The sequence below is a fragment of the Clostridium sp. 2218st1_F5_2218SCRN_220325 genome (assembly GCF_039062665.1).
GTDB lineage: Bacteria > Bacillota > Clostridia > Peptostreptococcales > Peptostreptococcaceae > Intestinibacter.
In genome coordinates this window covers 308,824-322,882 of the sequence record NZ_JBCLNH010000001.1, presented here as the reverse complement: position 1 = coordinate 322,882, position 14,059 = coordinate 308,824, and the positions used below count along the sequence as shown (strand labels likewise).

Sequence of the window (14,059 nt, the reverse complement as noted above, 5' to 3'; positions counted from 1 at the left end):
AGGAGGAGGTCTGATGTATATTCTCCAGGTAGAGAATTTATACAAATCATATAACCATGTAGAGGCAGTAAAAGGAATTAGTTTCTCTATAAAACAAGGAGAAATATATGGGCTTTTGGGTCCAAATGGAGCAGGAAAAAGTACATTAATCAAGATGATTGCAGGAATTGAAAAAAAGGACAGTGGAAAAATAGTATTTGATGAAAACCAGACAAATATAAATAAGTATAAAAAACACTTGGGAATAATAACACAAGATATCGCAATTTATCCTAGTTTCACAGCTTATGAAAACGTGTCGTTTTTCTGCTCACTATATTCATTTAAAGGAAAAGAATTAAAAACAAGGGTAAAACATGCATTAGAATTTACAGGACTTAGTGAGTATAAAGATAAAAAGGCGTCGGAGTTTTCTGGAGGGATGTTAAGAAGATTGCACCTTGCCTGTGCAATAGCTCACACCCCAGAGCTTATCATAATGGATGAACCGACAGTCGGAATAGATCCACAATCCAGAAATCACATTTTGGAATCAGTAAAACAATTAAACAAAAATGGGGCGAGCATAATTTATACATCACATTATATGGAGGAAGTAGAAGAACTTTGTGACGAGATATGCATAATCGATAAAGGAAAAATAATTGCACAAGGAACAACAGGCGACATTAAATTGAATTTACTCAAGTACAACATTTACACAATAATGCTTAAAAATGAAATAGAAGGAATTGAAAATCATATAAAAAAAATCAAGGGGATATATAGTGTAGATGTAAATGGAAATGAGATAAAGTGCAATTATAACAAAGATATAAATATACTTCAAAAACTCGTAAATACAATTTTTAATAATGGTGGGGTAATCGAAAGTATAAAAGACGAATTGCCGACTTTAGAAACTGTATTTTTAGATTTGACTGGAAAGAAATTAAGAGATTAGAGGGGGATAGAGTTGATTTTATTAACTTTAATAAAAAAGGAAATAATACAATTTTTTAGAAATAAAACTGATGTAATTACAATGCTCATATTTCCAGTCATTCTTATATTTGTGATGGGAAAGTCACTAAACGGTCTTATGAGCATGGACAAGAATATATTTTCTGGAAAAACTATATATTACAATATAGAAAACGACGGTGGGAAAAACAACAATGTGCAAGTTTTTTATGATTTTATTACAGAATTTCAAAAGACTAGTGATATAAAATTTGTGCAGAGTAATAATATTGAGAAAATTACACAACTTGTAAATAAGAATGAGGCTATTTGCTTTATAAATATTGATGGTGATGATATAGATTATTTTAGAAATGAAAATAAAGAAAGCACCGAAAGCAAGGTATTTAGAAATTTATACGAGCAGTACATGAAAAAATACACATTTATCCACTATATTGCAAAGACTGATTCAACTAAAGTTTCAAAAATTCTAAGTTCTAAAAGCAATACAGAAATTAAGTTAGAAGGAATAGGATATGACGAGGTCAACTCATTTACATATTACACCTTTGTGGAGCTGACTTTGATTATATTATACATATCTACAATTACATCAATTTCAATGTATAAGGAGAAATTTTTACACACAATGACTAGATTGAGAGTATCAAATATTAAAAAAATAAATATAATTATCTCAAAAATTGCTCTTGGAATAATTATTGGTCTTATGCAAATCTTAATCGTATACATTTGCTCAACAAAGCTATTTGATGTAGATTGGGGAGAAAATACTACATATATTTTACTTGTCTTGATTTCATTTATAATATTTAGTTCTGTCTTAGGAATATTTATGTATATGGTGTTTGATGATCAAAAGACTGCCTATACATTTAGTAACATGTTGATAATTGTGATGGGGTTTTTGGGTGGTTCTTATGTACCACTTTGTTTGGTAAAATCAGCAAGAATAACGAGTTTTCTGTGCCAGCTAATGCCTAATTATTGGGTAAATATATCACTTCTAGGACTAAACTACAACATAGACACACCTTATTATAAAATGGCAATAGTAATATCTCTCTGGGCATCTGTTTTAATGATTATATTAGGAAATATAATATCGAAACTGAAAGAAGGTGGAAGTGTTGATTAAGCTAATATTAAACACAGTAAAGTTATTGATGAAGAAAAAAAGCTACATACTAATCGGGATAATTATGCCAGCATTTATAGTAGTTTTTTTCAGTTTTGAATTTGGAACAGAATATAAATACAAAGTGGGCATAGTCGACAAAGATAAATCATACGCCTCAAATGAAATTATAAAAAGTATAGACAATCTTGAAGATATAGAAACTACCAAAGTAAAAGAAAAAGACTACGATATTCTCTTGATAACGCAGCAAATCGAAGTAGCAGTAATAATAGATAAGGGCTTTGAAGCTAATTTATTAAATTTTAAAGAACAAGATATAAATATAAAATCTATTAAACATAATGATGTGGAAAGCTCGATAAGCCAATTAATAAATTTAAAATGTGAAGATTTGAGCATGGTGGCGTCTTTAAGCGAGAAAAACATAAATAAATTTAAAGAAATGAATTTAGAATATAACGACCAACTGGCAAACCTTAGTTTAAACAAAATAGAACAAAATATACCAAAAATACAAAATACCCTCGGACTTATGATTTTTACAATATTTATAGTAGCAGGAAATATAGCTAGTTTCTTGATAGAAGATGAAGAAAACAAAACAAAGATGAGAATATTGAGTTCTGGAATTAATAAATGGAAGTACTACATAGCTATGATTTTTATTTTTTACATAATGACTATGTTGACGACAGGTGTTTATTATATTGTCAGCAAAATTTTGAACATAGATTATGGAATGGAAAAAAGCAGTTATTTTTTAATCGTTATGGCAGTTTTTAATTTAATTGCGATAAGTTTTAACTTATGTATTGTTTCATTTACTAAAAGTAGATACGCATCTAGCATAATAAATATTTTGATAGTTGTGCCATGTTGTATGCTTAGTGGGGTGTTTTGGGACTTTGATATTATGGAAAAAAGTCTGCAAAAAGTCGGAAACCTTATGCCGACTAGATGGGTTTATTTATGTATTGAAACGCTTCAACAAAATAACAATTTAAGTGAAATAAATATGTACTTAGTGGCAATGATGATATTTTCTATGGGATTGTTTTTGATAAGTTTCGCTAAATTAAAAATGAATAATGAATAATGAATTATAGAATTGGAAAATAAATTGTAAAACGTAAATAAAGGATTATAGAAATTAGAAAATGAATTGTAGAACGTAAAAAAGGAATATTAGAAATTAAAAAAAGGAATTGTAAAAAGTATAAAAAAATAAGAGAAAAGTTAAACAATTTCTATATAACAGCATATAAATACATAAAATAAAAACTTTATTATAAATAATTAAAAAGGAGTAATTATAACAGAAGTAGAGGGAATGGAGGGAGAACATGATTTATATTACAGGAGATTGCCACGGGGATTATGCAAGATTTAATACGAAAAATTTTCCAGAGCAAAATAGCATGACAAAGGATGATTTTGTTATTGTTTGTGGTGATTTTGGATTTTGGACTCCATCAAAGGAACAAGAACATCAACTACAATGGTTGTCACAAAAGCCGTTTACAACATTATTTATAGATGGAAATCATGAGTGCTTTGATGAGCTTTACAATCTGCCTATAGAAGAGTTTTGTGGCGGAAAAGTTCACTATGTAAAAGACTCAATAATACATCTAATGAGAGGGCAAATTTTTAACTTAGATGGACTAAAAATCTTTACGTTTGGAGGAGCCAAAACCCACGATATGCCAGCAGGAATATTAGATATAGAAGATCCTCACTTTAAACAAAAGAAAAAGAAGTTGGACAAAGAGGGCGCAAAATACAGAATAAACCACGTATCTTGGTGGAAAGACGAGATGCCGAGTCAGTATGAATATAGATATGGAGTTGAAAATTTAGAAAAACACGACTGGAGGGTGGATTATGTAATAACACACTGCTGTCCATCTAGTATACAACGAATGATTGCAGAAGATGAATACAAAACAGATGAACTTACCGATTATTTAGACGAAATAAAAACAAGTTTGAGTTATAAAAATTGGATTTTTGGACATTATCATGATAACAAGATGATTACCGATAAAGATATTTTAATTTACGAACAAATTATAAGAATAAAATAAATTTACTTATAAATTTATAAAAAAGTGGCTAAAAAATTGGTAAATATATACCAATTTTCCTCAAATAAAACACTCGTTTTCTTGTAATAAATGCACTAATATGGTAAACTAAAATTTGAATAAATTCAGTAATAATAGGAGGGTACTCATGCTTAATAATATTTTAATGGGTGTACAAATAGTACTATCAGTACTTTTACTATTAGTTATAATGCCTCAAGAAGGAAAAGGGAATTTCTCTTCTGATTTCAGTGGAGCAGGAGATGATTTTGAAGCACAAGCTTACTTTAAACCAAAAGGAAAACAAGCATTTCTTTTAAAATCAACAAAAATATTCTCAGTATTATTTTTCCTTAATGCATTAGCATTAGTAGTATTAAATAAATAGGGAATTAGATGATTGGCCATCATTTAATAAAATTTAAAGATTGAATTTAGTTTTTAAATAAAAAGTCTTCTAGGATAACTAGAAGACTTTTTTTGTATATTTATATAAGTTTTTTTGTTATATAAAATATGTATATAAGTTATGTATATATTTATATATAAGTAAGTAGATTTTATATAAGCGATAAAGTTTTTAATATATAAATCCACATAAACATTGTTATTATGCAGAAAAATGATGTAAATACTATTATTTGGGCTGCTAAATCGCTATCTCCGTCCATTTGTTTCGCCATTTGGAAAGTCGATACACCTGTTGGCGCACCGTAGATTATAGTCAAAGTAAGAAGTGCAATCCCCCTAATTCCAAGATAAATACTAAGTGGAATCATAATTGCAGGAACTACTAATAATTTTGTTATGACGATAAATATTGTTTCTTTTAGATATTTATTTACATCAGAAAATGAAAATGATGCTCCAAGAAGAATTAGACCTAGAGGAGTTGCCATTTTTGACACATCCTCGACAGTTTCCATTATACAAGATGGAAGTTTTATGCCGATAAGAAGAAAGACAATTCCCACAAATGCACCGATTATAAGAGGGTTAGTAATAACTCCTTTAAGGATATGTTTTAAGTTTATTTCTGAATCTCTAAACATCTCTAGTGATATAACTGCAAGCATGTTAAATAGAGGTACAATAACAGCAATCAACATAGCTGTAGTACCTACATTTCCATCACCATAGACAGAGGTTGCAACAGGAATACCAAAGATGACGAAGTTGCTACGAAATACCCCTTGAATCATAACACCACGCTTTGGATTTTCTTTTTCGATTTTTGGGATAAAAAATAGTAATAATAAGAATAAAATAATCACGCCAGATGCAGCAAATAAAATAAGTTTGCCGTCAAATACTGTCTCCAAATCTGTAGTATATACGTTATAAAAAAGCAGCACAGGTAAAAATACTTTAAAGACGACTTTATTCATAACATCTAGTGTATGTTGGTCAAAGATTTTTATGTATTTTAGAAAATAACCAAGAACCATCATCAAAAACAACGGAGCTACAACGTTAAAAGATAAGATTAAGTTTTCCATAAGATTCTCCCCTTTAAAAATAAAGGACTAAGTCAGATGACTTAGCCCATATTAAGATTGAAAAGATTTCAATTATTTATTTGCTTTTAATACTGCGCCTTTGTCACCAGATGTAACCATAGAAGCATATCTTGCTAAATAACCAGTAGTTACTTTTGGTTCTCTAGGAGTCCAAGCAGCTTTTCTTCTTGCTAATTCTTCATCTGAAACGACAAAATCTAAAGTTTTTTCTTTTATATTTATTTTTATTAAGTCTCCTTCTTCAACAAGAGCTATCGGTCCGCCAACAGCAGCTTCTGGAGAAACGTGTCCGATTGATGCCCCTCTAGATGCACCAGAGAAACGACCGTCAGTTATAAGAGCTACACTAGAACCTAATCCCATACCAGCTATTGCAGAAGTAGGGTTAAGCATTTCTCTCATACCTGGTCCACCTTTTGGTCCTTCATATCTTATTACAACAACGTCGCCAGCTACGATTTTACCACCTTTTATAGCAGCTATAGCATCTTCTTCACAGTCGAATACTCTTGCTGGACCTTCGTGTACTAACATTTCAGGAACAACGGCAGATTGTTTAACTATACCAGAATCAGGAGCTAAGTTTCCTTTAAGGACAGCTATACCACCAGTTTCTGAATATGGGTTTTCGATTGGTCTTATTGTTTCTGGATCTTTATTTATACAATTAGCGATATTTTCGCCTACAGTTTTACCAGTAACAGTCATTATATCTAAGTTAAGTAAGTTTTTCTTAGTTAATTCGTTCATAACTGCATAAACTCCACCAGCTTCGTTTAAGTCTTCCATGTATGTGTATCCTGCAGGAGCTAAGTGGCAAAGGTTTGGAGTTTTTGAGCTTATTTCGTTAGCTATATCTACGTTTAAATCAACTCCAGCCTCGTTTGCTATTGCTGGTAAGTGTAACATTGAGTTAGTAGAACAACCTAGCGCCATATCTACAGTTAGAGCATTTTGGAATGCTTTTTCAGTCATTATGTCTCTTGGTTTGATGTCTTTTTCTACTAATTCTATTACTTTCATACCTGCATGTTTAGCAAGTTTTATTCTTTCTGAATATACAGCAGGAATAGTTCCGTTTCCTTTAAGACCCATTCCTAAAGCTTCAGTTAAGCAGTTCATACTGTTGGCAGTATACATACCAGAACATGAACCGCAAGTTGGACAAACTTTGCTTTCAAATTCTAAAACATCATCTTCGTCCATAGTTCCAGCAGCGAAAGAACCTACTGCCTCAAACATACTTGATAGACTTCTTTTTTCGCCTTTAACACGACCAGCAAGCATAGGACCACCGCTGACAAATACAGTTGGTATATTAACTCTAGCTGCTGCCATTAATAATCCAGGTACGTTTTTGTCACAGTTAGGAATCATAACTAATCCGTCGAATTGGTGAGCCATAGCCATACACTCAGTAGAGTCAGCTATTAAGTCTCTTGTAACTAGTGAATATTTCATACCGATATGTCCCATTGCTATACCGTCACAAACTGCGATTGCTGGGAACACTACAGGAGTTCCTCCTGCCATAGCTACACCAAGTTTAACTGCTTCTACGATTTTGTCTAAGTTCATGTGACCAGGAACTATTTCGTTGTATGAACTTACTATACCTATTAAAGGTTTTCTCATTTCTTCTTCAGTATGCCCTAAAGCATTAAATAATGAACGATGGGGTGCTTGTTGCATCCCTTTTCTTACTGCATCACTTCTCATCTTTATTATCCCCCTAAAATTTAAAATATATTCATTTAATGTAAAATTTTATAATTTATTGTTTTTATTGGTTTCATAAGTTCTGAAACATAAATTTTAAATATCTGTTAAATTCAAAATTATATACAAAAATTTAAAGATTCAGACTTTTTAATTTAAAACTATTGATAATCATTATATTATGAGGTATTATTTTCCTATAAATAATATAACATCATACTAATACATTTAACATATGATGTCAATAATTACTTATAGAAAAATTTAAAAATACTGAAAATATTGAATAATAAGAGAAAAATTAATAAAAAGTAATGCGAAATAAAAAATTGTGTAGATATAAACTAAGATAATAATTAATACCTAGATATATAAATAAAAGCAATGTAACAAGTAATAGCATGGTATATAAATAAAAATCAAGGGGTGGAGAATATGGAATATAAAAAATCACAATCATTATCAGAGCAAGCAGCTGATGAAATACTAGATATGATAACAATAAAAAAACAATTTAAAGTGGGGGACAAATTGCCTAATGAAACAGAGCTATCATCTATTTTAAATGTGAGCAGAACGACATTGAGAGAGGCTATAAAAATGCTCGTCTTAAAAGATATAGTAGAAATTAGAAGAGGAAAAGGAACATTTGTAAAAAGTGACGAAGTAGACAATTTCACACTTTCAGACTTAAAAGGACATTCATCCGATTTGGCGGATTTATTGGAGATGAGGTTGATTATAGAACCTATGGGTGCATATTATGCGACAAAGAGGGCAAGTGACAGCGAGATTGAAAAAATAATCGAATACGGCGAAATGGTAGAGCAAAAAATCCTAAATAACGAAGACAGAACAATAGCGGAACAACTGTTTCACAACGCTATTGCAAAGGCTAGCGGTAACTCATTTATGAAAGAATTAGTACCGATTATCAGCAAAGCGATAAACGAAAGTGTCCAACTTTCAAAACAATACGAAAAAGCAACAGAATTAACATTAAAAGATCACAAGCTAATTATGGATTTTATGAAAGATAGAAATGCAGAAGGGGCAAAAACAGCGATGAACCTCCATATCATCCACACAATCGATAGCTTTGGATTTAATGATAGATTAATATAGGTATAAAAATTGATTAACCTGCCAATAATGACATTGTGACGAATACACACTCACAAAGATGGTCTCAGGTTTAAATATACGGAAATAGCGTATAGAGTTGTTTAATTGAACAGAACTAAGAAAATCGGTGTTACTCTACACCGATTTTTAATTATATAAAAATTTATTATAATGAGCGAAGCGAATTTTAAGCAACGGAATCTTCGATTCGTTGGCGCCATGAGCAAAGCGAATTTCAAGCAACGGAATCTTTGATTCGTTGGCGCTATGAGCGAAGCGAATTTCATATACTTACAAAAAAAGAAAAATTCTCCTACGAAAATCTATAAAATATTTTGCAAATCAAGTATAATATTGATTTGGATTAAAATTCATTAAAATATAAAAGTGGCCAAATACATAAATAAAAATATTTATAGGAAAACTATAAATATTATCTAAAATTAAATAGGCAAATACAAAATTTTAATAAAAATCTTTATCCTAAAGAGCATTAAATAAAGATAGATTTTTGAAAAATATTAATAAAAACTATACTTATCCATAGATTTGTGGTAGAGAAAAATTAATAATATATTAAAAAAAATCTAGAAAATTAAGATAGTGAAAATAATTGAAAATATAAGATAAATATATTAAAAAATAGAGGATATTAAAACTTTAACATCTAAATAACATGTAAACCTAAATAAATTAAAAATTACAACATATAGATTAGAGTAAACACTTTTAATGAATTAATTTAAGAAATACAGTAAAGGGAGGATTCCAAATGACACCGGAAATAAAAGAGAAATTATTAGGTCTTATAAACGAAAAAGCATATAATCCCCTAAAAAAAGAAGAATTAGCATTAATATTTGACATACATTCATGTGAGATGCCGTTATTCAACAACTTTTTAGAGGAATTACAAGATGAAGGATATTTAATTATATCTAAAAAAGGTAGAGTTATGACACCAAGCGCTATGGGATACTTTGTTGGAAAATTCATATCTCATAGAAAGGGATTCGGATTTGTTGAATCAGATGAGGAATTCACACAAGATTTATTTATAGGTCCAGATGATATAAATGGAGCATTAAATGGAGATAGAGTAATGGCTGAGATAGTTAAACCAGCATCAGAAGGCAAAAGAGCCGAAGGAGCTATCGTTAAAGTATTAAAAAGAGAAAACGAAACTGTTATAGGTCTTTTCCAATTATCAAATAAAAACTTTGGATTTGTTATACCAGATAACAAGAAATTTACACAAGATATATACGTTCCAAGCAGATTCTTCTCAGGAGCGAAAGACAACGACAAAGTAGTATGCAAAATCACAGTTTGGCCGACAGAAGGAAGAAAGCCAGAAGGTAAAATAATAGAAGTTATAGGTCAAAAGGGAGAACGTGGGGTAGAAATCGACTCAATAATAAGAGCACATGGACTACCAGAAGAATTCCCACACAAAGTATTAGAAGAAGCAGACAGAGTTATCGTTCCAATACCACAAGAAGAAATAGATAGAAGAATGGATTTAAGAGATTTAAAAACATTCACAATAGATGGTGAAGATGCAAAAGACTTAGATGATGCAGTTTCAATCGAAGTATTAGAAAACGGAAACTACAAATTAGGTGTTCATATCGCCGATGTTTCTCACTATGTTAGAGAACATTCAAAACTAGATAAAGAAGCGATAAAAAGAGCAACTTCAGTTTATCTAGTTGATAAAGTAATACCAATGCTTCCAAAACAACTTTCAAACGGAGTATGTAGTTTAAATCCATTTGAAGATAAATTAACTTTATCAGTATTTATGGAAATAAACGCTGACGGAAAAGTTATAAAATACGACATAGCAGAGTCAATCATAAACTCAAAAGCTAGAATGACTTATACAGAAGTATCTGACATATTAGAAAAAGACGATGAAAAATTAAAATCTACTTTCTCTAATTTAGTAGAAGAATTCCACAATGCTGAAGACTTAGCGAGAATTCTTATGAAAAGAAGAGAGAGAAGAGGATCAATCGACTTTGATTTCCCTGAATCAAAAATAATCTTAAATTCAGAAGGAAAAGTAGCAGATATCAAGTCATATGAAAGAAGAATATCAAACAGAATGATAGAAGAGTTTATGCTTGTAACTAATGAAACAGTAGCAGAGCATTTCTTCTGGTTACAAACTCCATTCGTTTACAGAATACATGAGATTCCTGCAGCAGAAAAAATGGAGACATTAAGCAAGTTCGTTGCAACTTTCGGATATGCTTTAAAAGGTGATTTAGAACAAATTCATCCAAAAGAAATCCAAAGAGTTTTAAACTTAATAAAAGGAACTCCAGAAGAAGAAGCAATAAGCACAATCATGCTTAGAAGTATGAGACAAGCGAGATACGCACCACAATGTGTGGGTCACTTCGGTTTAGCGGCACAATACTACAGCCACTTTACATCACCAATAAGAAGATACCCAGACTTACAAATACACAGAATTATAAAAGAACAACTAAACGGCAAATTAACTCCAAAGAGAAGTGAACAACTTGCAAATATAGTTGAGTACGCATCTAACCAATCTTCAGAACAAGAAAGAGAAGCTGAATTAGCAGAAAGAGATGTACACGATTACTACAAAGCTGTTTATATGGAAGATAGAATCGGTCAAGAATTCGACGGAACAATCTCAAGCGTTACATCATTCGGTATGTTTGTTGAATTAGAAAACACAGTAGAGGGATTAATCAGAATGGTCGATATGACTGACGATTATTACAACTACATCGAAAGCAGCTACTCATTAGTAGGAGAAAGAACAAAGAGAGTGTTCAGAATAGGTGACCAAGTTAGAATTAAAGTTAGCAAAGTAAATGTAGATTTTAGAGAGATAGACTTCGAGCTTGTATCTGTTAAAGAAGACAACAGATTAGTAGACAGCGTTGTTGATGGTAACTTAGCAGAAGTAAATGAAGCTGACGAAAAAGACGCTGAGTAATAGGTTGGAATTAGTATTTAGTTTTAAGCAAAACTGTTGAAAAATGGCGAAAATGCTACTAAGATACAACGTAAAATAGTTGATAAAAGTTTATATAAGGGATATTATAAAATAGACAGTGATATTTTATAATGTCCCTTTTTTAATGTGTAAATTTTTAAAAATACATTGAAGTGGAGGAATGAGTATGGTAGAACCAGTACAGTACAGTTATGAGGAATTTCCAGAATCACATACGACTGCCAAGGGGATGAACGTAATAGAATTTGATGATGATATTGCGTCGATAGTCTGCAAAAGGTATGTGAATTATATCGAAAGAGATGGAAAACAACTAAAATTACAGTTTTTGATGCCTTATTACACAGTTGAACATATGGAGAAATTACCATGCGTTGTCTTTGTACAAGGGTCAGGTTGGATAAAACAAAAGCTGTATCTTAACATTGGAAACTTATCAAAATTAGCAGACAAAGGATACATCGTGGCGATTGTCCAATATAGATCAGCAGAAGACGCGCCTTTCCCAGCACAAGTTCAAGATGTAAAAACAGCAATAAGATTTTTGAGAAAAAACGCAGAAGAGTACAAAATAGACCCAAACAACATATTCCTATGGGGCGATTCATCAGGGGCACATATATCGTTGATTACTGGGATTACAAGTGGTGTAGCTGACCTTGACACAGATGACTACGGCGATTATTCTGACAAAGTAAACGGGATAGTCGACTTTTATGGACCGACAGACATCACAAAAATGAACGATGCACCCACAACAGCAGACTACACAGTTGCCGACAGCCCAGTCGGAATATTGATAGGAAAAGTAGATGTTACAAAGAATGAAGAAAAAGCACAAAAAGCAAATGTACTAAATTACATTACAAAAGGTAGGGACATACCGCCGATAATAATTTTCCACGGGAGCAAAGACAGAATCGTTCCATTTGAACAAAGCGCCATGCTACATGAAAAACTGTTAGCAGAACACAAAGACAGCACAATTTATAAAATAATGGGACAAGACCACTGCGGACCGGGATTTTGGCAAAACGAGGTTATCGATTTAATAGATGACTTTTTTGAAAAACATATGAAGAGAATATAAAAAAATAGGTGTATATTTGGATGGATTATTAGTTGAATATATGGTGGATGATTCATCCTTTTTTATGCGTTTTTTGTATAAGCTGTAAATTTTGGACATAATTATAGTATAATAATAGAGTAGAAATCGCAAAACTGTTTATAATAATTAAAGTATTGCATTTTAGATAGAAAAATGAGAATAATTATTAAATAGAATTATGGAGAACTTGACTAAATTGGTAAACTATGATAAATTATAAATCAGTTTAGTATAATAATTAATAAAGGCAATGAGTAATAAAATTAATAAAAAAAGAAGGTGAAAGTATGGCAGGAACTAAAAATTTAGCGACAAACAAAAAAGCAAGACATGAATACTTTATAGAAGAAACATACGAATGTGGAATCGAATTAAAAGGAACAGAAGTTAAATCACTTAGAATGGGTAGAGTAAACCTTAAAGATGGATTTGCATCTGTGGATAACTCTGAAGTTTTCCTAAAACAAGTTCATATAAGCCCATACGAACAAGGGAACTCTTTCTACAAATTGGACCCAATGAGACCGAGAAAGCTCCTTCTTCACAAATCTGAAATCAGAAAGTTAATAGGGGCGACAACTATAAAAGGTTACTCATTAATTCCGCTTAACATGTACCTTAAAAACGGTAAAGTTAAAGTAGAATTAGCACTTGCAAAAGGTAAAAAGCTTTATGACAAACGTCAAGATATGGCGAAAAAAGACGCACAAAGACGTATCGAAAGAGAAATGTCAGGAAGATACTAAAGAAATTATACAACATAATAATAGAAAAGTTATATTAATATAAGTCAAACAAGACAAGATATATAATGTTTCTATGTTTATGTAACAAATGAAAAATATTTCATTGATTTTTTAACTAAAAAGTATTATATTATTAATACAATAATATTTAAAATATACAACTGAATATGGTGGAACAAATAACAGTTTGCAAAAGTCTCAAAGACTCTAAACATCCATGGGGGTGTAAAGGTTTCGACGTGGGTTTGGAACTTGAGGCTGCGTGTCGTGTTACTCCTCTAGATCACGTTAAACCTGGGGAATTAAAATAAACGCAAACGAAAATTACGCTTTAGCAGCTTAATAACCGCTGCTTGTCCCTCTTAGCCCTCCTGCCGGCTAAGACTGGACATCATCTATGCAGGGAACTACTTCTTGGGTGCCTCGACCTGAAGTGGACTAATTGGGGCTGGCCGATGATGTAGTCTGCCACTGGACGACATCAAAGGCGAGATACTAATACAGATGGCTACACACGTAGATGCAGCGAGGAATAGGCTTGCGGACAGGGGTTCGACTCCCCTCATCTCCACCAGTAGATTATGAGAAGGTATTGACATAGGGATTATGTTGATACCTTTTTTTGTATAAAATCCTTCAG

11 protein-coding genes and 1 other RNA gene are annotated in these 14,059 nt (G+C 31.5%); 10 read left to right on the top strand and 2 right to left on the bottom strand.

What is annotated here, in order from left to right; genetic code table 11:
- Positions 1-13: 13 nt before the first annotated feature.
- The 5 genes from ABCM86_RS01440 (at position 14) to secG (ending at position 4,582) form a co-directional block, all read left to right on the top strand.
- The gene (locus ABCM86_RS01440) at positions 14-943 is read left to right on the top strand and encodes an ABC transporter ATP-binding protein (protein WP_295734612.1); all 930 of its coding nucleotides are present in this window, start codon (positions 14-16) and stop codon (positions 941-943) included.
- 12 nt (positions 944-955) lie between these two features.
- Complete coding sequence (locus ABCM86_RS01435; protein WP_343003316.1) at positions 956-2,104, top strand: ABC transporter permease; 1,149 nt, start codon at positions 956-958, stop codon at positions 2,102-2,104.
- Positions 2,097-3,203: an ABC transporter permease gene (locus ABCM86_RS01430; RefSeq protein ID WP_343003315.1), complete on the top strand. Its 1,107-nt coding sequence runs from the start codon at positions 2,097-2,099 to the stop codon at positions 3,201-3,203. Before ABCM86_RS01435 ends, ABCM86_RS01430 begins: the two co-directional genes overlap by 8 nt.
- 247 nt (positions 3,204-3,450) lie before the next feature.
- On the top strand, positions 3,451-4,194 hold the full coding sequence (locus ABCM86_RS01425; RefSeq protein ID WP_295734602.1) for a metallophosphoesterase: 744 nt from the start codon (positions 3,451-3,453) through the stop codon (positions 4,192-4,194).
- Positions 4,195-4,342: 148 nt separating this feature from the next.
- A complete protein-coding gene (gene secG, locus ABCM86_RS01420; RefSeq protein WP_243269529.1) occupies positions 4,343-4,582 on the top strand; it encodes a preprotein translocase subunit SecG in 240 nt (79 codons plus the stop codon).
- Positions 4,583-4,754: 172 nt separating this feature from the next.
- On the opposite strand, the gene ABCM86_RS01415 is transcribed toward secG, so the two are convergent.
- Entirely contained in the window at positions 4,755-5,693 is a 939-nt protein-coding gene (locus tag ABCM86_RS01415; RefSeq protein ID WP_295676211.1) for an AEC family transporter, read from the bottom strand.
- Between the two features lie 72 nt (positions 5,694-5,765).
- Positions 5,766-7,433, bottom strand: coding sequence for a dihydroxy-acid dehydratase (gene ilvD / locus ABCM86_RS01410; protein WP_343003314.1), 1,668 nt, complete (start codon positions 7,431-7,433; stop codon positions 5,766-5,768).
- 435 nt (positions 7,434-7,868) lie between these two features.
- Between ilvD and ABCM86_RS01405 the strand changes: the two genes are divergently transcribed.
- The 5 genes from ABCM86_RS01405 to ssrA all read left to right on the top strand — a co-directional run bounded on the left by ABCM86_RS01405 (position 7,869) and on the right by ssrA (position 13,993).
- Positions 7,869-8,558 carry a FadR/GntR family transcriptional regulator gene (locus ABCM86_RS01405; RefSeq protein ID WP_295734595.1) on the top strand — a complete coding sequence of 230 codons (690 nt, stop codon included), beginning with the start codon at positions 7,869-7,871 and terminating at the stop codon, positions 8,556-8,558.
- Positions 8,559-9,330: 772 nt separating this feature from the next.
- Positions 9,331-11,541, top strand: coding sequence for a ribonuclease R (gene rnr / locus ABCM86_RS01400; RefSeq protein ID WP_343003313.1), 2,211 nt, complete (start codon positions 9,331-9,333; stop codon positions 11,539-11,541).
- A gap of 181 nt (positions 11,542-11,722) precedes the next feature.
- Entirely contained in the window at positions 11,723-12,652 is a 930-nt protein-coding gene (locus tag ABCM86_RS01395; RefSeq protein WP_343003312.1) for an alpha/beta hydrolase, read from the top strand.
- Between the two features lie 308 nt (positions 12,653-12,960).
- On the top strand, positions 12,961-13,419 hold the full coding sequence (smpB, locus tag ABCM86_RS01390; protein WP_007285558.1) for an SsrA-binding protein SmpB: 459 nt from the start codon (positions 12,961-12,963) through the stop codon (positions 13,417-13,419).
- A gap of 219 nt (positions 13,420-13,638) precedes the next feature.
- Positions 13,639-13,993, top strand: a transfer-messenger RNA (tmRNA) gene (ssrA, locus tag ABCM86_RS01385).
- Positions 13,994-14,059 lie beyond the last annotated feature (66 nt).

What these genes read in the sequence shown, in the direction of transcription:
- ABCM86_RS01440 (WP_295734612.1), top strand. Translation starts at nt 14, where the DNA reads ATGTATATTCTCCAGGTAGAGAATTTATACAAATCATATAACCATGTA.
- ABCM86_RS01425 (WP_295734602.1), top strand. Translation starts at nt 3,451, where the DNA reads ATGATTTATATTACAGGAGATTGCCACGGGGATTATGCAAGATTTAAT.
- secG (WP_243269529.1), top strand. Translation starts at nt 4,343, where the DNA reads ATGCTTAATAATATTTTAATGGGTGTACAAATAGTACTATCAGTACTT.
- ABCM86_RS01415 (WP_295676211.1), bottom strand. Translation starts at nt 5,693, where the DNA reads ATGGAAAACTTAATCTTATCTTTTAACGTTGTAGCTCCGTTGTTTTTG.
- ilvD (WP_343003314.1), bottom strand. Translation starts at nt 7,433, where the DNA reads ATGAGAAGTGATGCAGTAAGAAAAGGGATGCAACAAGCACCCCATCGT.
- ABCM86_RS01405 (WP_295734595.1), top strand. Translation starts at nt 7,869, where the DNA reads ATGGAATATAAAAAATCACAATCATTATCAGAGCAAGCAGCTGATGAA.
- rnr (WP_343003313.1), top strand. Translation starts at nt 9,331, where the DNA reads ATGACACCGGAAATAAAAGAGAAATTATTAGGTCTTATAAACGAAAAA.
- ABCM86_RS01395 (WP_343003312.1), top strand. Translation starts at nt 11,723, where the DNA reads ATGAGTATGGTAGAACCAGTACAGTACAGTTATGAGGAATTTCCAGAA.
- smpB (WP_007285558.1), top strand. Translation starts at nt 12,961, where the DNA reads ATGGCAGGAACTAAAAATTTAGCGACAAACAAAAAAGCAAGACATGAA.